The following is a 16,681-nucleotide window of genomic DNA, read 5'->3' as shown; positions in this document are numbered from 1 at the left end:
CTCCTTATCTAAGCCGTTTTACTACTTTTTCCAGGTGCATTCCATGCGAACCCTTTAAAACAACAATGTCATTCGGCTTAATATCATTTCTTAAATCTGAAACCATGTGTTGCATTTGCTCTTGAGTATAATAATGCAAATTCGCTGGTTCATACTTCTCTTTAAGTGCATCGGCCAGATTTTTCATTTCTGTACCATACAAATAAACTTCATTAATTACCTGTGGGTCAAGACAATCTGCTAGCCCAGCGTGAAGCTTGGCAGATCTTTGGCCCAATTCTAACATGTCACCCAAAACAGCGATCCTGCGACTTCCAGCTGGAACCTGGATCTGACCAAAACTGGTTATTACAGCACGCACAGCAGTAGGATTGGAATTATAAACATCGCTCATAATATCTTCTCCCACATCGCCTTTTTCCCATTCCATTCTATCCGCTGTCGGAGTGAACTTTTCTAAGGCTGTGGCAATTTCCTCATCACTTTCACCAAAATACCTGCCAACACATAGAGCCGAAAGGGCGTTAGAGACATTATGTTTGCCAATCATAGGAATGGTAAATTTGTGAGTAGAATTATTAATCGTAAAAGTAGCATGGTGCTTGTAGCTGCGATAACCTGTTGCATAAACTGTATCATTTTTTGCAAAACCAAAGGTAACTTTTGCTTGTGGTATTTTAGCAGCTCGTTCACGTAAAAGCGGTTCATCCCCGTTATATATTAACTCACCGTCTTCTCGTAAAAAATCGGTAATTTCCATCTTGGCATCAGCAATTCCGGCGCGAGAACCTAAAAATTCAATGTGAGCCTCACCAATCATTGTAATGACTGTGACATCTGGGCGGGTCAATTTACTTAGTTGATGAAGTTGCCCTGCATGATCCATACCCATTTCCAAAACCAAAATTTCAGTATTTGGTTTCATATCTAAAATTGTCATGGGTACGCCAATTTCATTGTTAAAGTTGGCATCAGTTTTATGCACATTAAACCTTTTTGCTAAAACTGCTGCCGTCATATCTTTGGTGGTAGTTTTACCGTTTGAACCCGTAATGCCAACAACTGTAGGATTGACTTTATTTAAATAATATTGGGCCAGTTGCTGCATACTTCTTAATGGGTCATCCACTTCTAAAACCGCAATATTGTCGGGTTTATTAGGATGACCTTTCTGCCATAATGTGGCACTTGCACCATTACTAATTGCGCTGCTTATAAAGTCATGACCGTCTCTTTCGCCCTTTAGTGGGACAAATAATCCACCAGCGGCGATTTTTCTAGAATCAAAGGCAACAGAAGTGATAACGGTCTGATCATTGCCTTCACACTTTGAATTTATTGCTTTGGCTATTTCTGCCAGTTGCATTTTCATCTTTTTATCTCCTAGCCGAAAAGAGTTTTTGCTGAAGTAGTAATTATACTCCTTATTTATGTAGTATAACAATTAGGCTTTACATAAAAAAGCAGCCCCAATGGGACTGCCTTCCACCAGATTGAAGATATTACTTGTTGTTCATACCATACTTCTTGTTGAACTTTTCGATTCGACCATCGGCCTGAGCAAACTTTTGCTTGCCAGTGTAGAATGGGTGAGAATCTGATGTAATTTCAACACGAATTAAGGGGTAAGTTTTACCTTCATAATCCACTGTTTCTTTGGACTTTAATGTTGAACCAGCAACAAATTTAGCACCTGTTGCTGAATCCATAAAGACTACTTGTTGGTAATCTGGATGAATACCTTGTTTCATATTTATTACTCCTTTGCCATGACTCCTATTTCAAGTCATAGATTAATCGATTAACGTTTAATACCTTAACATTTTTAATAGTAAAATTCAAGACTTATTTATTATAGCAGCAGAGTTAATTTAAAACAATGTCGCTTGGTCTAACTTCCTTGCCAAAATATGGTTTTAGTTCTTTATTATAGTCGTCTGTGAAAAACTTTCTGTTTGCTAATCTAGTAATTTCTTTATTAGTCCAGTTTAAAAGAGACTTATTTCCCTGCTTAACTGCGGGGGCAATAAATTGATTAGGACCAATATTTTTAATTCCGACCGTATAATTAGGATTCTTTTTGACCCAAGCATAGAGATATGAATTGTCATCTGCTAAAGCGGCAGCACGCTTATTTTTAAAAGCATTAAACTGCTGCGTTTTAGAATCAAATTTCAGCAAGTCAACTCCACCCTTTTTAGTGAAGTAATTTTCTGCCGTTGTGCCCTTGTTAACAATTAAATTTTTGCCCTTTAATTGTTGGGCACTAGTAATCGGAGCACTCTTAGGTGAAATAACTCCAACCGATACTTTCATGTAAGGTTTTGCAAAATCAACGACTTGTTTACGTTCCGGTGTTTCAGTAAAATTGGCTAAAACTATATCTGCCTTATTCGAATTTAGAGTATCAACACGATTATTGGCATTAACCTGGGTAAGCTTCACTTTAACGCCCATATCTTTAGCCATTTGGCGAGCAAGACGAACGTCGTAGCCCACGCGATTACCGTGATCATCAACCCAACCATATGGCGGTAAGTCACCAAATACGGCAACTCGCAAAGTGCCTCGTTTCTTAATCGCGCTCACACTGTTTTCATTAGCGTTTTTACTACTATTATTTTTTGACTTAATGCCAAAAAAAGCTGCCACTGCAATTATCAAGACAATTAAAACGGTAATGATAATATTTCTATTTTTATTTTTCTGCATTATTTTCTCCTTAGAAATCCATACTAGTTAAGAAACCACGTGCCCTATTTGTTTTGGGATGTTTAAAAAATTCTTCTCCTGGAGTGTTTTCTAAAATTTTGCCATTTTCAAGAAATAAAACCTGATCTGCTATTTGACGCGCAAAATTCATTTCGTGGGTCACAATAATCATCGTCATATGATCGACTTGGGATAAGTCAGATACAATTTGTAAAACTCCTCGAACCATTTCGGGATCAAGAGATGCTGTAACCTCATCAAACAGCATTATTTCGGGATGCATGGCTAAAGCTCTGACAATAGCAATTCTTTGCTTTTGTCCACCTGACAGTTCACGAGGATAAGAATTAACGTACTTTTCTAGTCCAACACGTTTTAATAGCCGCAAAGCTTCAGTTTTAACCTCTTCTTCAGGTCTTTTTTGTACCTTTACCGGTGCCAACAAGATATTTTCAAGAACTGTAAAATTGGGAAATAAATCATAGCTTTGAAAAACCATCCCAATTTTTTGACGTAACTCTTGCCAATTCTTAGAGGTCGTCTCAACCTTTTGACCCTTAAAATAAATTGCGCCACTCTTGAAATCTTCTAAACCATTTAGGCATCTGATCAAAGTACTTTTACCAGAGCCGGAAGGTCCCAATAATGTCAAAACTTCGCCTTGATGGAGGGTAAAACTAATATCATGCAAAGCCTGCCAATCGCCATAAAACTTATTTAAATGTTCAACTCGTAAAACTTCTTTTGTCATTTACCTCACCTATTCTGTTTTGCCGCTAACTGTTTAGACCATTTTGACAACGGATAATCTATTATGAAATATAGGAAGAAAATCAAACCATAAATCCAAAAAACGGCTGTCGGGTATTTTTGGTTATTAGCTTCAATAATCTGTTGGCCAATAGCAATGACGTCCATGATGCTGATCATCATTAATAATGAGGTCGTTTTAATTACTCTTGTTGCCAGATTAATAGTTGCTGGTAATTCCAATTGCACAGCTTGGGGTAACAAAACATAGCGCAAAAGTTGTACTCTGCTTAAGCCCAGGGCCAAGCCCGATTCTTTTTGCACCAGTGGGACTGATTCAAGTGCCCCACGAACAATGTCGCTAAATTCGGCTGCAACCCATAAAGAAAAAGCTAAAACTGCCATCCAACTGGCTGGCCAGTTGATATGAAAGGTACGTGGCAAAATATAATAGAACAAGAAGAGTAATACGATTGTTGGAACTATTCTAAAGAATTCCAAATACAGCCGTAAAATGAAGCGAATTATTTTATTAGGTAATGTCCGTAATATTCCTAAAAGCGTGCCTAAAATTAAGCCAATTATTAAACTGGCCCCAGCAATCCAAACTGATGTCCACAGGCCTTGCAAAATTCTACTGAAGTTATTACCGGCAAAGAAAACATTAATCGCCGAATGTGCCATAGCGAACCTTCCTTTCTAAATAGTTTAAAAGTAAAATAACCGGAATCAGAATAATGGCATAGGCTATGACCAACACCAGTAGATATTCATTGGAGCGGTAATACATCCCGATTAAGTCCAAAGCAGTATTGGTCAGCTCGGGGATCGCAATGACTGAAAAAATTGATGTCTCTTTGATTAAAAAAATCACGTTAGCCGTTAAGGCTGGCATACTCAAAGCAAAACCTTGTGGAAAGACAACATAACGCGCTAATTGGAGGTTATTCATCCCCAACGCTTTGCCATCATCAATTTGACTTGAATTAACCCCGGCAAAACCACCAGTGAAACCTTCAGCCATATATGCTCCACCCAAGAATACCAAACCGATAATACCGCAAACTTGGGCTGACATTTTTAAGCCAATGACTGGAAAAGCATAATATAGAAAAAATAATTGAATTAACAAAGGTGTGTTTCGTGCCAATTCCACATAGGCCGTAATTATTTGATGCAAAACAGGCACTTTAAAATACTGCACTAAACTGCATAAAATACCCACAATAATTGAGCAAATGATACCTACGGCAGATAGCCAAAGGGTCAATTCAAAGGCTTTTAAAAAAATAGGCAAACTTTGTGTAATTATCTGCCAACTCATTTTTTACCTCCCACTTTTAAACAACCGACTTGACCTCATGGTCAGAGCATCAAGTACAGTCAGAAAAATAAAAAATCTACGAATCAAGCTTATTCGTAGATTTAAATGTCATAATTGCTAACACCCAATGCAATAAGTAAAAGACTAGGCCCAGCTAGTTTTATCAGGAATTGCCATTACTGTTCCCCTTTTTATTAGCTGATCTTGTCTGTGTCTTATTTTCACTTCCTTTTTGTTAGCAACTATAAGTGTCTTTAATGCTATGCGTTTACTTACTTTTTGTCAATTAATTGAATTGGCTACTTATCAACAATATTCCGGTCTGCATTAAAAAAGCGTCAAGCATTCTCAATTAATCTTGAGTTATGCTTAACACTTTAGCAACATTAATATTTATTGGTCCTTTTGCAAATGATTGAAAGTTTTTACATACACTTACAAATTTTCATTATTTAGCAAAACATCAATATAATTACATAAAATATCGTTAAAAATGTAGAACAAGGTATGGTTGCTGAATAAAAAAGAGTTATTAACACTAACATTAGGCAATACGAAAAGTGCCTTCAAAGGTACTTCAATGTTTTCATTTGTCGTAACCGTGTAGACATTAGCTTTTTTCTCTATTGCACCCTTCATAACAGCATTGGTTAGAATACTGTGTCCAGACACAGTATAAACTAAAACTACATCATTTTTATTAAACAAATAGCTAAAATCATTAGAATAGTAGATTGAATCCATTATTTGAGCATAAATACCCAGAGTTTGTAAACTATATTTCATTTGCTGAGCTACCGGACTTGATTTACCTGTGCCAATAATTTTTAGTGACTTGTATTGAACAATATCTTTTGCTAACTGCTTAATATCTTTATTTTCAAGTTTTCCTTTAGTTTCGATTTCACCAATTTTGTCCTTATATGTAGTGATAATCTCATGGATAAAGTTATTACTAGGAGAGGTCTTATTTCGTATGTTGCGATTGATACATTTAATATATTCATATTTAAATTCCGCGTAACCACTAAAACCAAGTGCTTTGCAAAACCTTGTAATGGTATTACGCGAAACATTTATGCTCAGAGCTAAATTTGAAATATTTTTTTCGAGGGCAAATCTGGGATATTTGATTAAATTATCAGCTACTTTTCGTTCTTGCCGCGTCATTTTTTGATAATTTAATTTAATAAGTGTGTCTATATCAAGCATATTATTCTCCTAATTGATCTTTTGCACAATATATTTTTATATATTGTGCCATTGCACATAGTTGAATTTAATGATAAAGTTTAGCCATAATGTTAGCGTTAACATATATTAAAAAGTATAGAGGTTTCTGTATGAAAAGGACAAAGTTATTTCCTAAAAATTTTTTATGGGGCGGTGCCATTTCAGCTAACCAATCTGAGGGTGCTTGGAATGAAGACGGAAAAGGCCCCTCAACTGCTGATATTATGCAATGTAATGCTACTGATCAAAATCATCTTTCGATTGAACAAATCAATTCGCTTTTAAAAGATCATAATGACCAATATTACCCTAAAAGAACGGGGATCGATTTTTATCATAATTATCAGGATGACATTGCCTTACTATCTCAGATGCATATTAATGCCTTTCGAACGTCGATTGCCTGGACAAGATTATTTCCTACGGGAAGTGAATCTGAACCTAATAAAAAAGCTGTTACCTATTACCGTAATTTATTTAAAAGCTTACGAGATCATAATATTGAACCTATTGTCACATTATCACACTATGAAATGCCGATTGAATTAGTAGTCGAAAATAAAGGCTGGACTAATCGAGAAGTTATGGCAAGTTTTATCCATTTTGCTACAACAGCAATTGATTTATTTCACGACTTAGTGAAATATTGGATACCATTTAATGAAATAGACAGCGTGCTAAGGCATCCTTTTGTTAGTGCAGGATTAACATCTAGCTTGATTACCAAAAAGAATGAGTACCAAGCAATGCATTATCAGTATGTTGCTAGTGCAAAGATTGTTGAATATGGAAGAAAAATTGATCCTCAAGCACACTTTGGTTGTATGATTACAGGTTTGACCGCTTACCCTTATTCTTGTAAACCACAAGATAACATGCTGGCGCAACAATTAAGGCATTACACTTACCTGTCTGGTGACGTTCAAATAAAAGGACGCTACCCCAAATCAACCTATAAGATGTTAACAGAAGATCTAAATTTAGATATCACTAATCAGGACTTAAAAACAATTTCTGGAGGTACTTGTGATTATTTAGCCTTTAGCTATTACATGTCAGTAACAGTTGGAACAGAAAACGATGTAGCCCAAGTGGAAGGTAACACAATTAAGAGCAAAAGCAATCCATATTTGAAACAAAGCGATTGGGGTTGGCAAATTGACCCTTTAGGATTAAGAATTCTCTGTCAAGACTTATATAATCGCTTTCAGGTTCCTCTGTTTATTGTTGAAAATGGCCTAGGGGCAAGAGATATTGTAAATAATGATAAAAGAATTATTGACGATTATCGAATCAGCTATCATCAGCAACATCTTGTACAGCTAGAAAAAGCAATTAATGTAGATCACATTGAAGTAATAGGCTATTTAGTTTGGGGATTGATAGATATTGTCAGCTCCTCCACAGCAGAAATGGATAAAAGATATGGTTTTATTTATGTTGATCGTAATAATAAAGGCCAGGGATCACAACAACGCTGGCCTAAGAAAAGCTTTTATTGGTATCGTAAAGTAATTGATTCTCAAGGGAAAAATTTGTTTGAGAAAGAAGGAACTAATAATGAATAGTAAAGAAATTGCTCAAGCTATATTGCCACTGGTTGGCGGAAAACAGAATATAGAAAAAACTTGGCATTGCGCTACACGTTTACGAATAATCCCTAAAAATTCAGAATTAATAAATATTGAAAAAATCAAATTAATTTCTGGAGTAATAGGTGTTGTTAAGCAGGGAGACCAAATTCAAATAGTCATTGGTAATCGTGTTGATGATGTCTATAACGATTTTCAAGAATTAATAGCAAGCGAAAATGGCAACAATTCTGAAACCCAAGAAGTACCTAAAACCAAAAGTAAAGAACATACAAACATAATTTCTAAGATTTTAAGTGCGATTGTTGGATGTATCACTCCTCTAATACCAGTATTAGTAGCAGGTGGTATGGGAAAATGTTTAATTTTAATTGCTAAAATGGTGCATCTCGTATCCGAAAAGGAAATGACTTATCAAATTTTGTTGTTAATATTTGATTCTGCCTTTTATTTCTTACCAGTTTTTGTCGCCTTAGCAGCAGCAAAACAATTCAAAGCCAACTCTTATCTGGCAGCGCTAGTTGGATGTGCATTATTAAATCCAAATTTTATCAAATTGGTAGCTAGCGGTAAGCCGTTATCTATCTTTGGACTACCAGTAATGTCTATTAGTTATGGCAGCACTATTATTCCAGCAATCATGGCAATTTGGATAATGTCATATATCCAGCATTTCTTAGATAAGCATTTGTGGAATTCCATTAAACCCTTTATGTCACCATTATTAACCATTCTAATTATTGTTCCGTTAACATTGGTAGCCATAGGTCCTGCAATGACAGCAGTATCTTTTGTCTTATCTAAAATTGTCTTTTTCTTGAGTGGCAAATTGGGACCTTTGTCATTGGCCTTGTTAGCGCTAGTTTATCCTTGGATAGTCACAACCGGTATGCACTCAGCACTCGCAATTGCTGGCCTTGAAGCAATCAATAAAAATGGTGTAGACCCATTAACTAGAGCTTTAACGCTTATGCATAATATTACCCAAGCATCTTCAACTTTAGCGATTGCGTTCAAAACCAAGAATTCAGAACTTAGAGGTACTGCGATTTCAGCAGGTTTAACAGCACTTTTTGCCGGTATAACTGAACCATGTTTATATGGTGTCACATTACGTTTACGCAAACCAATGTATGCATGTATGATTGGCGGATTTTGTGGCGGATTATATGCTGGCTTTATGGGACTAAACGCATATGTTTTTATGACACCAGGATTAATTACCCTGCCAATGTGGATTAATCCAGCAAATCCTAATAATTTAAATAATTTATGGACAGCTATCATTTCAATGATTATTGCCGCAGTTGTCTCTTTTGTTATGACTTTAGTTTTAGGCTTTGAAGATGTACCAAATAAAAAGAATCAGGCTACTCAGGCATTAGCTTAAAAGTATAACAACATTTATAGAGTAGCAATCAATTGAAAAGAATAGTAACAATTTTTATTTGACACTATTTTACTGTGTCAATAGCTAATTTAACCACAATAATACCCCCAAATTTGTTCACAATTTGGGGGTATTATCATATAAAATGACTTTTTCTAGATTTTTAAGCTTGTGATTTTTCTTTAATTGCGTCAGCAGATTTTTGCAATAATTCTTCTTCTGCAGCAGTTAATTGTAAATCAACTTTGTGGACAATTCCTTCACGGCCAACAATTGCAGGGTAAGACATATATGTACCGTATTTTTCTTGGTAACTCGAAACAGGCAATTCTGTCCGAGAATCTGTTAAAACGGCCCGTACAATTCTAACGCCGGCTGCAGAGACCCCATAATTAGTGTAGTGCTTGCCCATAAATACATTTTGTCCACCGAATCTGATTTCATCTTCAAGATCACTTGGTTGCCATGACTCATTCTTAGCCAGCTCAGTCAAAGGTTTTTCAAATACTTTTACCGTTGACCATGCAGTAAACTGCGAATTACCGTGTTCACCTAATGCAAAGCCACTTACAGAACGAGGATCAACGTTAAACTTTTTAGCAACAACTTTCTTCATCCTAGCTGTATCAAGCAAAGTTCCAGTTCCTATTACGTGCTCTTTTGGTAAGCCTGTTAGTTGCTGATAAAGACTGGTAATTGCATCTACCGGGTTGGAAATGACAATCAAAATTCCGTTGAAGCCGCTATTTTTAATAGACTCTGTAATCGGACTCAACTGCTTTTTATTGTATTCCAGCTCTTGAAAACGATCGCCTTTTGTTTCCAAAGATATTTTACCTAAAGTACTAATGACAATGTCAGCATCTTTCAATGCGTCATAGTCATTAACAATGATATTGGCATGATTAGGCAAATTAGCCATGGCATCTTCAAAATCAATTGCGTCGGCTTTAACTTTACCTTCATTAACGTCGATCATTACCAAATCATCGACCAAACCCGAAATTATTAACTCGTGAGCAACAGTGCAACCAACGTGACCGTCACCAATAATACCTATTTTTGTTGTCATAATTAAGTACCTTTCCCTTAAAACATCTGACACATTGTCAGTAAAACTCAATTACTACTATATTATACAAAGATAGGGCTTTCAAAGTCACAATTTAAGGAAAAAAAGTTAAATCTTAATTTTTAAAAGGTAGATACTTTTGATTTTTTATTTAATATCTTTCTTATAAGGAATTGAGGGTTGGGCACCGTACTTTTGAACAGTAAGTGACGAGGCTTTATTGGCAAAAAGAATGGCATCTTTTAAATTGGATAAATCTGTCTGTAATACGCTAGCCATTGCTCCAATAAATGTGTCACCAGCAGCTGTAGTATCGACAGCTGTAACTTTAAAAGCAGGAATGAGCTCATTTTTACTTTGATAAGAATAAAATGCACCTTTATCGCCAATGGTAATGATAACTGTTCTCACACCTTGCTCGTGCAAATTAACAGCAGCCTTTTGTGCGGCTTTTTCATCAATTACTTTAACGCCTGTAATGGTTTCAGCTTCTGTTTCGTTTGGCGTAATGATGTCAGTCAGTTTTAATAATTCTACTGGAATTTGGTCCATCCCAGGAGCCGGATTTAAAATTGTTCTGACACCTGCCTCATGAGCAATTTCAAAGCCCTTAATTGTGGCGGCAAGCGGTGTTTCAAATTGTGCAATGAGAAAATCTGCATTTTTAATTAATCCCTGATTTTGCAAAACTTCATCTGATCCAAAAGCATAATTAGCTCCAGCATAAATGGTAATTGAATTTTGACCACTATCATCAACCGTGATGAATGCTTGACCAGTGGATTCTTTAGTGGCTGTAATTATGCCACTGGTATTGATATTTTCGCTTTTAAGCAAGTTCAGCATTTCTTTTCCAGCTGCATCATCACCAACTCCGCCAATAAAACTTACATCAGATCCTGCTCTAGCTGCAGCCACTGCTTGATTAGCACCTTTTCCTCCCGCAGCTGAATAGTGATCTGTGGCATGAACCGTTTCACCGGGTCTGGGCATTTTCTTTACACGCAAGTTGGTATCTAAATTAATACTGCCAATAACTGTAACTTTATTCATTTCTGCTCCTTAAGAAAAAATTTTTGCCTGATTCAATTCAAATCATATCATACCAAAATCTGTTTTCAACAAAATCTAAATTTTGTAATTTTTTCATTTGATTTTTATTTATTTTTGTTAAAGTGGTGTTAACAGTTCTTTTTATTTTCGCAGAGAAAGAATATAATACAGTTTAACTTAAAATAAGCAAGGTAAAAATATGAAAAGACAACTTAACTTTTTCGCCGCACTAGCAACTGTCATGGGTACCATGATTGGTGGCGGTGCTTTTTTTAAAATTGCAAACGTCTCGGCATTGACTCATAATGCATGGCTTAGTATCATCGTTTGGCCTTTTGCCGGTTTTATTACACTAATGGCAGGACTGAGCATAGCTGAATTAGCGTCGATCTATCCTAAAGACGGTGGACCTGTCAGGTATCTTGAAGAAATCTATGGACCTAAAATAGCCTTTCTTTTTGGCTGGTCTCTGATAATTGTCTATTATCCAGCAAATATTGCCGCGCTTTCGATCGTGTTTGCCACCCAGTTAAAAGAGATACCACACTTTAAAAGTCTGTCTACTACTGTTATTGCTCTGATTGTTATGCTGACAATCTTATTAATAAATTGGATCGGTTCTAAATTGAGCGGTCAAGTGCAAAAAATAACCTTAGTTATTAAATTGCTCCCAATTGTAGCAATTATCATTTTTGCTTTGTTTTACAGAGGACCTAATCAATTAGCTGAGGCTCCTGCACCACACATTTCATCTGCATCAGGTGCAATGGCTTTTGGACAAGCTCTCTTGGCCGTGCTTTTTGCCTATGACGGCTGGCTAAGTATCGGTAATTTGGCCAGTGAAATTAAGAATCCGGCAAAAACTTTGGCCAAAGCAATCATCTGGGGACTTTTCGGAGTAACAATCTTTTACACTCTTCTTAATTGGAGCTATGTCAGAGTTATCCCGTGGTCTAAAGTTGTAGGTAACCAAACAACAGCTCTGCTTACTGCCCAAAAATTGTTTGGCAGTGTAGGTGGCACTTTGGTCGCTACAGGAATATTGGTATCCGTATTTGGCGCTATTAATGGACACCTTCTTTTGGGATCAAGAATGCCTTATGTTTTGGGCAAAGAAAAGAAATTACCAGCTGCAAGTTTTTTCAGCAAACTAAATTCTAAAACTATCGTGCCTACAAACAGTATGATTTTTGAATGCGTAATTGCCACCATAATGATTTTTTCAGGAACCTTCGACTCATTAACGAACATGTTAGTCTATGTTTCGTGGATTTTTTCAATTTTATTATTTGTTGGTGTTCTAGTCTTACGCAAAAGAGAACCCGAGCTTTTGCGCCCATATAAGATTCCATGGTATCCTCTTCCACCCATATTAGCCATTTGTGGTGCTTTATTCATTGTAATTACCACTACGTTAACCCAACCGCTTTTGGCAATTATAGGTATTTTACTAACCCTCTCTGGCTGGCCAGTTTATGTTTATGTACAAAAGAAAAATCGTACCTAAAAACTCAGCAAATGTAATACTTACTATCAGGTAAAGCATTTTTATATCCGTCCTACTAAATTAAAAAGCAAATCACAATGAAGTAATTTGCCTTTTTATTTGGTCCAAAAAATAGTCTTTTCAATATCTTTAGATTTTTAAATATTAATACAGTGCAGCTAAAAAGCTTTTAAGTTTATTATCAAAATTATTTGTTTATTATTAACCGATTCTATCTTTTAGAATTCCTTTTTTTAATTTTAGAATTGATTTTATTCACCGTATGTACTTGTGATAAAATCACAATCAACCAAATAACGATATAGACTAGCAAAAACTCGCCCAATATCCACCAAAAAGTAACAGACCACTTGTTTATCCAGTACATTAACAAAACTAGCAAGAATGTTCCTATTATGTGAACACTAAAAGCAATAGCTGGTGAAACATCCGCGGCAAAAATCATTGATAAAATCCCAATTAACCCAGAAATAATAAAAACTGAAATAACTCCTAAGGGAGTAGCAGGCTCACCAGGAAATGCAAAAGTCAGAATGAGCAAATAAGTAGCTGCACCAAAGCCAACACCAGTAAAGAAATAGTTAATGAAATTACTTAATTTCCACATTTTAAAGCCCCAACTCTCTTTTTAATGCTGGCAGATATAGTCTGGAAACATCAGCTTTCAGATTATTTTTTAAAATAGCAATCATATTTCCCGCAAAGCCAACTTCAATGGATTCTAAAAAATTAATATTAATAACGCCATGTTTTGAAACCTGAATAAAGCCATCTCCCAGTTTTTCCAGCACTTGGTATAACCGGCCAGTCGTTTTTACCACTTCTGTAGTAGTATAAAATGTAATGTCTGTTGCTTGGATTTCCACTTTTATGATTTCAGTGCGTTTAATCGTAACAATCCGGTCATCAGTTTTAATGGGTAAAAGATGATATTTCTTTTCACCAAATTTGTGTATATAATCAATTAAATCATTTACCGTTTCATTTTTTGGTGCTGCTTTAATTTCAACTTCAATTTCTTCATTTAAAGTAGGATCTGACTTAAATTTAATTTTCACTTTATCTATTGCGCCTTCTATCAGTGATAAGCGAAAGCATAATAATCACTAAAATTAGTATTACAATCATTAATAGCAAAACAAGCATATTATTTAGTCTGTTACTATTGATTTTGAACTGTATTCCTAAATAATTAATTAAATGCCGTTTTACATTATTTGGAAGAGTACCTAATGTCTGTTTAAGTAAAAAGCCTCTTAAAGCAGCTGCTTCATAACTACTTGGTACTAATTTTACCAAATTTTGTGCTCCAGAAACCAATATACCATATGGTAAATAAGTCGCAACGGCGAAGCCCGCAGCAGCTCCTAAAACAGCAGAAAATCGACTAAAAGTGGTGCTGGAATGCATGAACAATACAATTATCTCATCAAGTAAAGTTGCTGCAATTCCACCCACGAAAATAAATACAAGCCCAGGTAGGTATGCTTCTCGAGGAATTCTTACTTTATCTACTAGAGCAAAATAAGCTGCCATCACAATAAACGTAATTATTTGCATAAAGAAGCTAACTACTATCCCTGTTAAAACATAAGCAAGATTTTGTTTGAATTGTGATAAACCCGTTAGTTGAAAATCGGCAACAGCATGACTTTCTTGATCAGTAACTTGCTGGCCGAGAGCTTGAAAAGCTGTAGTAATACCAGAAACTGCAACAATACCGGCTATCATCCACAAATCTAATATTTTAGTAACATGTGGTAAATTTTGCCAACTTTTTTCTAGATTGTTTTGCAAAAAGCCAATATAAATAAAGAAAGATATCAATGCACCGAGGCATGACATAATTACACCAGTAATATTAGAAAAATAGATTTTTAAATTTCTGCGAAATAAAGCAACCATTTATTGTATCTCCTTTCCTGTAATCTGCAAAAATGCATCATTGATAGTTCCTTTAGAATAAGTAAAGTCAGCGATATTTGCTTGATTGATTTTTAATAATTCAACAGTTTCTTGCGCCGATAAAGCGTCAATTTCAACTTGCTTATGATTAAGCCGAATAACTTTTTGGTTAGTGTCTAAAGCCTGAATATCATCAACAGTTAGTATTAATTTATTAGGAGCATATTGGTTCTTAATTTCTGCAGCAGAGCCACTAGCTAGTATTTGACCATTTTCCAAAATATACATTTGATCGGCATTTTCAGCTTCTTCTAAATAATGCGTTGTTAAAAAAATAGTGAGTCCTTGTTGCTGTTGCAGATTAGTCAATAATTCCCAGATAGCATTTCTGGTTTGAATATCAAGGCCTGTAGTTGGCTCGTCCAGAAACAGTAAATTTGGTTTGCAAATAAGAGCTCTGGCTATATCTACCCTTCTCTTTTGGCCGCCTGATAAAGTGCCAAATTTTTGCTTTAAAAAGTTTTTGATGCCAATTAAGTCAATTAATTGTTCAAGCCACTCCTGAGAAAAGTTGCGGTACATCCTTGCTCTTAAATAAAGATTGTCTTTAACTGTTAACTCATTATCTAAAATGCTATTCTGAAAAACTAAACCTATTTTCAAACCTGCTGCATATGAAATGACACCTGAAGTTGGCTTTAACAATCCGGTTAGCATATTAATAGTGGTAGACTTACCCGCACCGTTTGTTCCTAAATAAGCAACAAGCTGGCCCTCTTTAATTTGAATATCAGCTTTGCTGACAGCAACCTTATTACCAAATTTTTTTGTTAATTCTTTTGTTTCAATCAGCATAATTGGCATCTCCTTTTCTAATTAGAGCCATCATACTAATAAAATAAAAATTTGTAACAAACTTATAGATAAGCAACCAAATATTTAACACAAAAGGACAAAATTAAATCATGAAATATAAAAAAGGCTACAATCAGTAGCCTTCTAAATAAGATTTATTAAAAACTTAATTCTGCTTAAAAGCAAAAACGATTTGATGTTCCTTGGTAGTATTAGCAGGTAAAACAATTTCTCCAAAATCTTGGTGATTGATTGCATCCGGCAATACTTGCGCTTCTAAAGCAACAGCTTCACTTGGCTGTGCGGTAGAACCGTTGTCCCGCTTAAATTTTACTCCAGTTTGCTCCTGCGTCATGGTATACATTACTAAACAATTACTTTCACTTGAAATAGTAATTTGACGGCCACTTCCTTTTTCTCTCAAAGTAGCCACAGGTTTCATTTGATTTTCTTTACCATTAATAACAAACGCGTCATCGAAACCTTTATTGGCTTCTAATGCAGCAGCTAAATTGCTAAAATCATGAAAATCATACGGAGTATTGGCATTTGCCAGCATTTTTCCAGTCGGAATTAACTCAGAGTCAAGTTGTAAATGTTCCTCACTATTTATCTTAATTTCGTGCGTACTTAAATTAGGCTGGGCACTTAAATTAAAGTAAGCATGACAGGTGGGATTAAACAGTGTTGTTTTCGTACCATTTTCAGCTTTATAAGAGATTGTTAATTTATCTTCATTATCTAAAGTATAAGTAATGGTAACCAGCATATCGCCAGGAAATCCGTCATGGTCTTCTTTAATCAGGTTTTTAAATATTGCACTCGCACTGTTAGCAGTTTTAGCAGTTTGTGTTTGCCAGTTTAAAAAGCGAAAGCCTTTATTACCACCATGCAGAGTGTTGCCATTTTCATTCGTGGGAACTTGCACATTAGACCCATCTAAAGTGAACTGGCCTTTTTTAATTCTGCCAGCTACACGTCCAATTGATTGACAACAACATAAACCGTTAGAATAATAATCTGCACAATGATCAAAGTTCATCAACAAATTCTTTTGTTGTTTATTTTTATCAGGTACCAAAAATTCGTACCAGGTAGCTCCCAGCGATAAACATGAAATTGTTATACCATGATCATTTTTTAACGTAACTTTTTTAACATCGTTACCTTGATAATTTTCAAATGTTTCCTCAATGTCTTCCATTTTTTCTCCAATTAACTTAATAGTATTAGTAAAATACACTACTTCAATTATACTATTGAAATAGTGTATTTTTTCTAAGAAATC

General features: G+C 35.3%; 17 protein-coding genes. 3 read left to right on the top strand and 14 right to left on the bottom strand.

The genetic code is table 11. The features are described 5' to 3' along the window. Window positions 1-4 precede the first annotated feature (4 nt). The 7 genes from AAA915_RS05090 to AAA915_RS05060 form a co-directional block, all read right to left on the bottom strand. A complete protein-coding gene (locus tag AAA915_RS05090) occupies window positions 5-1,372 on the bottom strand; it encodes a UDP-N-acetylmuramoyl-tripeptide--D-alanyl-D-alanine ligase (protein ID WP_294830235.1) in 1,368 nt (455 codons plus the stop codon). A 130-nt stretch (window positions 1,373-1,502) separates the two neighbouring features. Next, window positions 1,503-1,751 carry a type B 50S ribosomal protein L31 gene (locus tag AAA915_RS05085; protein ID WP_046325385.1) on the bottom strand — a complete coding sequence of 83 codons (249 nt, stop codon included), beginning with the start codon at window positions 1,749-1,751 and terminating at the stop codon, window positions 1,503-1,505. Window positions 1,752-1,866: 115 nt separating this feature from the next. Beyond that, a complete protein-coding gene (locus AAA915_RS05080; RefSeq protein WP_294830237.1) occupies window positions 1,867-2,712 on the bottom strand; it encodes a transporter substrate-binding domain-containing protein in 846 nt (281 codons plus the stop codon). A 10-nt stretch (window positions 2,713-2,722) separates the two neighbouring features. Continuing rightward, the gene (locus AAA915_RS05075) at window positions 2,723-3,463 is read right to left on the bottom strand and encodes an amino acid ABC transporter ATP-binding protein (protein WP_294830239.1); all 741 of its coding nucleotides are present in this window, start codon (window positions 3,461-3,463) and stop codon (window positions 2,723-2,725) included. Window positions 3,464-3,468: 5 nt separating this feature from the next. Further along, a complete protein-coding gene (locus AAA915_RS05070; protein WP_294830241.1) occupies window positions 3,469-4,146 on the bottom strand; it encodes an amino acid ABC transporter permease in 678 nt (225 codons plus the stop codon). After that, complete coding sequence (locus AAA915_RS05065) at window positions 4,127-4,786, bottom strand: amino acid ABC transporter permease (protein ID WP_294603917.1); 660 nt, start codon at window positions 4,784-4,786, stop codon at window positions 4,127-4,129. Before AAA915_RS05065 ends, AAA915_RS05070 begins: the two co-directional genes overlap by 20 nt. 435 nt (window positions 4,787-5,221) lie before the next feature. Beyond that, window positions 5,222-5,998 carry a MurR/RpiR family transcriptional regulator gene (locus tag AAA915_RS05060; protein ID WP_294830243.1) on the bottom strand — a complete coding sequence of 259 codons (777 nt, stop codon included), beginning with the start codon at window positions 5,996-5,998 and terminating at the stop codon, window positions 5,222-5,224. A 131-nt stretch (window positions 5,999-6,129) separates the two neighbouring features. Here AAA915_RS05060 and AAA915_RS05055 point away from each other — a divergent pair, with 131 nt between their 5' ends. Beyond that, on the top strand, window positions 6,130-7,587 hold the full coding sequence (locus tag AAA915_RS05055) for a glycoside hydrolase family 1 protein (protein ID WP_294830246.1): 1,458 nt from the start codon (window positions 6,130-6,132) through the stop codon (window positions 7,585-7,587). Continuing rightward, complete coding sequence (locus tag AAA915_RS05050) at window positions 7,580-9,001, top strand: PTS transporter subunit EIIC (RefSeq protein WP_294830248.1); 1,422 nt, start codon at window positions 7,580-7,582, stop codon at window positions 8,999-9,001. The genes AAA915_RS05055 and AAA915_RS05050 overlap by 8 nt, the downstream gene beginning before the upstream one ends. A gap of 163 nt (window positions 9,002-9,164) precedes the next feature. On the opposite strand, the gene AAA915_RS05045 is transcribed toward AAA915_RS05050, so the two are convergent. Both AAA915_RS05045 and rbsK read right to left on the bottom strand, forming a co-directional pair. Further along, window positions 9,165-10,073, bottom strand: a complete 909-nt coding sequence (locus tag AAA915_RS05045) for an L-lactate dehydrogenase (RefSeq protein ID WP_294830249.1) — start codon at window positions 10,071-10,073, stop codon at window positions 9,165-9,167. Between the two features lie 147 nt (window positions 10,074-10,220). Beyond that, a complete protein-coding gene (rbsK, locus tag AAA915_RS05040; RefSeq protein ID WP_294830250.1) occupies window positions 10,221-11,126 on the bottom strand; it encodes a ribokinase in 906 nt (301 codons plus the stop codon). A 199-nt stretch (window positions 11,127-11,325) separates the two neighbouring features. Between rbsK and AAA915_RS05035 the strand changes: the two genes are divergently transcribed. Further along, window positions 11,326-12,633, top strand: a complete 1,308-nt coding sequence (locus AAA915_RS05035; protein WP_294830252.1) for an APC family permease — start codon at window positions 11,326-11,328, stop codon at window positions 12,631-12,633. Between the two features lie 211 nt (window positions 12,634-12,844). Here AAA915_RS05035 and AAA915_RS05030 read toward each other — a convergent pair whose 3' ends face one another. From AAA915_RS05030 to AAA915_RS05010, 5 genes are all read right to left on the bottom strand, one after another. After that, the gene (locus tag AAA915_RS05030; RefSeq protein WP_294830254.1) at window positions 12,845-13,240 is read right to left on the bottom strand and encodes a DUF3021 domain-containing protein; all 396 of its coding nucleotides are present in this window, start codon (window positions 13,238-13,240) and stop codon (window positions 12,845-12,847) included. Window position 13,241: 1 nt separating this feature from the next. Next, on the bottom strand, window positions 13,242-13,691 hold the full coding sequence (locus AAA915_RS05025; RefSeq protein WP_294830256.1) for a LytTR family DNA-binding domain-containing protein: 450 nt from the start codon (window positions 13,689-13,691) through the stop codon (window positions 13,242-13,244). 1 nt (window position 13,692) lies between these two features. Continuing rightward, window positions 13,693-14,538 (bottom strand): ABC transporter permease, encoded by an 846-nt coding sequence (locus tag AAA915_RS05020; RefSeq protein ID WP_294830257.1) that lies wholly within the window; start codon window positions 14,536-14,538, stop codon window positions 13,693-13,695. Further along, window positions 14,539-15,393 (bottom strand): ABC transporter ATP-binding protein, encoded by an 855-nt coding sequence (locus tag AAA915_RS05015; RefSeq protein WP_294830259.1) that lies wholly within the window; start codon window positions 15,391-15,393, stop codon window positions 14,539-14,541. It lies immediately after the preceding gene. Window positions 15,394-15,559: 166 nt separating this feature from the next. After that, window positions 15,560-16,597, bottom strand: a complete 1,038-nt coding sequence (locus AAA915_RS05010; RefSeq protein WP_294830262.1) for an aldose epimerase family protein — start codon at window positions 16,595-16,597, stop codon at window positions 15,560-15,562. Window positions 16,598-16,681 lie beyond the last annotated feature (84 nt).

It is taken from the genome of Lactobacillus rizhaonensis (assembly GCF_036246345.1).
Taxonomy (GTDB): Bacteria; Bacillota; Bacilli; order Lactobacillales; family Lactobacillaceae; genus Lactobacillus; species Lactobacillus rizhaonensis.
Note: the sequence above shows the minus strand (reverse complement) of the source record. Positions and strands in the feature narration are given on the sequence as shown.

Bases quoted from the DNA above. Each gene is read 5' to 3' on its own strand.
- AAA915_RS05055 (WP_294830246.1), top strand. From the start codon at position 6,130: ATGAAAAGGACAAAGTTATTTCCTAAAAATTTTTTATGGGGCGGTGCC.
- AAA915_RS05075 (WP_294830239.1), bottom strand. From the start codon at position 3,463: ATGACAAAAGAAGTTTTACGAGTTGAACATTTAAATAAGTTTTATGGC.
- AAA915_RS05065 (WP_294603917.1), bottom strand. From the start codon at position 4,786: ATGAGTTGGCAGATAATTACACAAAGTTTGCCTATTTTTTTAAAAGCC.
- AAA915_RS05090 (WP_294830235.1), bottom strand. From the start codon at position 1,372: ATGAAAATGCAACTGGCAGAAATAGCCAAAGCAATAAATTCAAAGTGT.
- AAA915_RS05045 (WP_294830249.1), bottom strand. From the start codon at position 10,073: ATGACAACAAAAATAGGTATTATTGGTGACGGTCACGTTGGTTGCACT.
- AAA915_RS05035 (WP_294830252.1), top strand. From the start codon at position 11,326: ATGAAAAGACAACTTAACTTTTTCGCCGCACTAGCAACTGTCATGGGT.
- AAA915_RS05030 (WP_294830254.1), bottom strand. From the start codon at position 13,240: ATGTGGAAATTAAGTAATTTCATTAACTATTTCTTTACTGGTGTTGGC.
- AAA915_RS05070 (WP_294830241.1), bottom strand. From the start codon at position 4,146: ATGGCACATTCGGCGATTAATGTTTTCTTTGCCGGTAATAACTTCAGT.
- AAA915_RS05085 (WP_046325385.1), bottom strand. From the start codon at position 1,751: ATGAAACAAGGTATTCATCCAGATTACCAACAAGTAGTCTTTATGGAT.
- AAA915_RS05010 (WP_294830262.1), bottom strand. From the start codon at position 16,597: ATGGAAGACATTGAGGAAACATTTGAAAATTATCAAGGTAACGATGTT.
- rbsK (WP_294830250.1), bottom strand. From the start codon at position 11,126: ATGAATAAAGTTACAGTTATTGGCAGTATTAATTTAGATACCAACTTG.
- AAA915_RS05080 (WP_294830237.1), bottom strand. From the start codon at position 2,712: ATGCAGAAAAATAAAAATAGAAATATTATCATTACCGTTTTAATTGTC.
- AAA915_RS05020 (WP_294830257.1), bottom strand. From the start codon at position 14,538: ATGGTTGCTTTATTTCGCAGAAATTTAAAAATCTATTTTTCTAATATT.
- AAA915_RS05015 (WP_294830259.1), bottom strand. From the start codon at position 15,393: ATGCTGATTGAAACAAAAGAATTAACAAAAAAATTTGGTAATAAGGTT.
- AAA915_RS05050 (WP_294830248.1), top strand. From the start codon at position 7,580: ATGAATAGTAAAGAAATTGCTCAAGCTATATTGCCACTGGTTGGCGGA.
- AAA915_RS05060 (WP_294830243.1), bottom strand. From the start codon at position 5,998: ATGCTTGATATAGACACACTTATTAAATTAAATTATCAAAAAATGACG.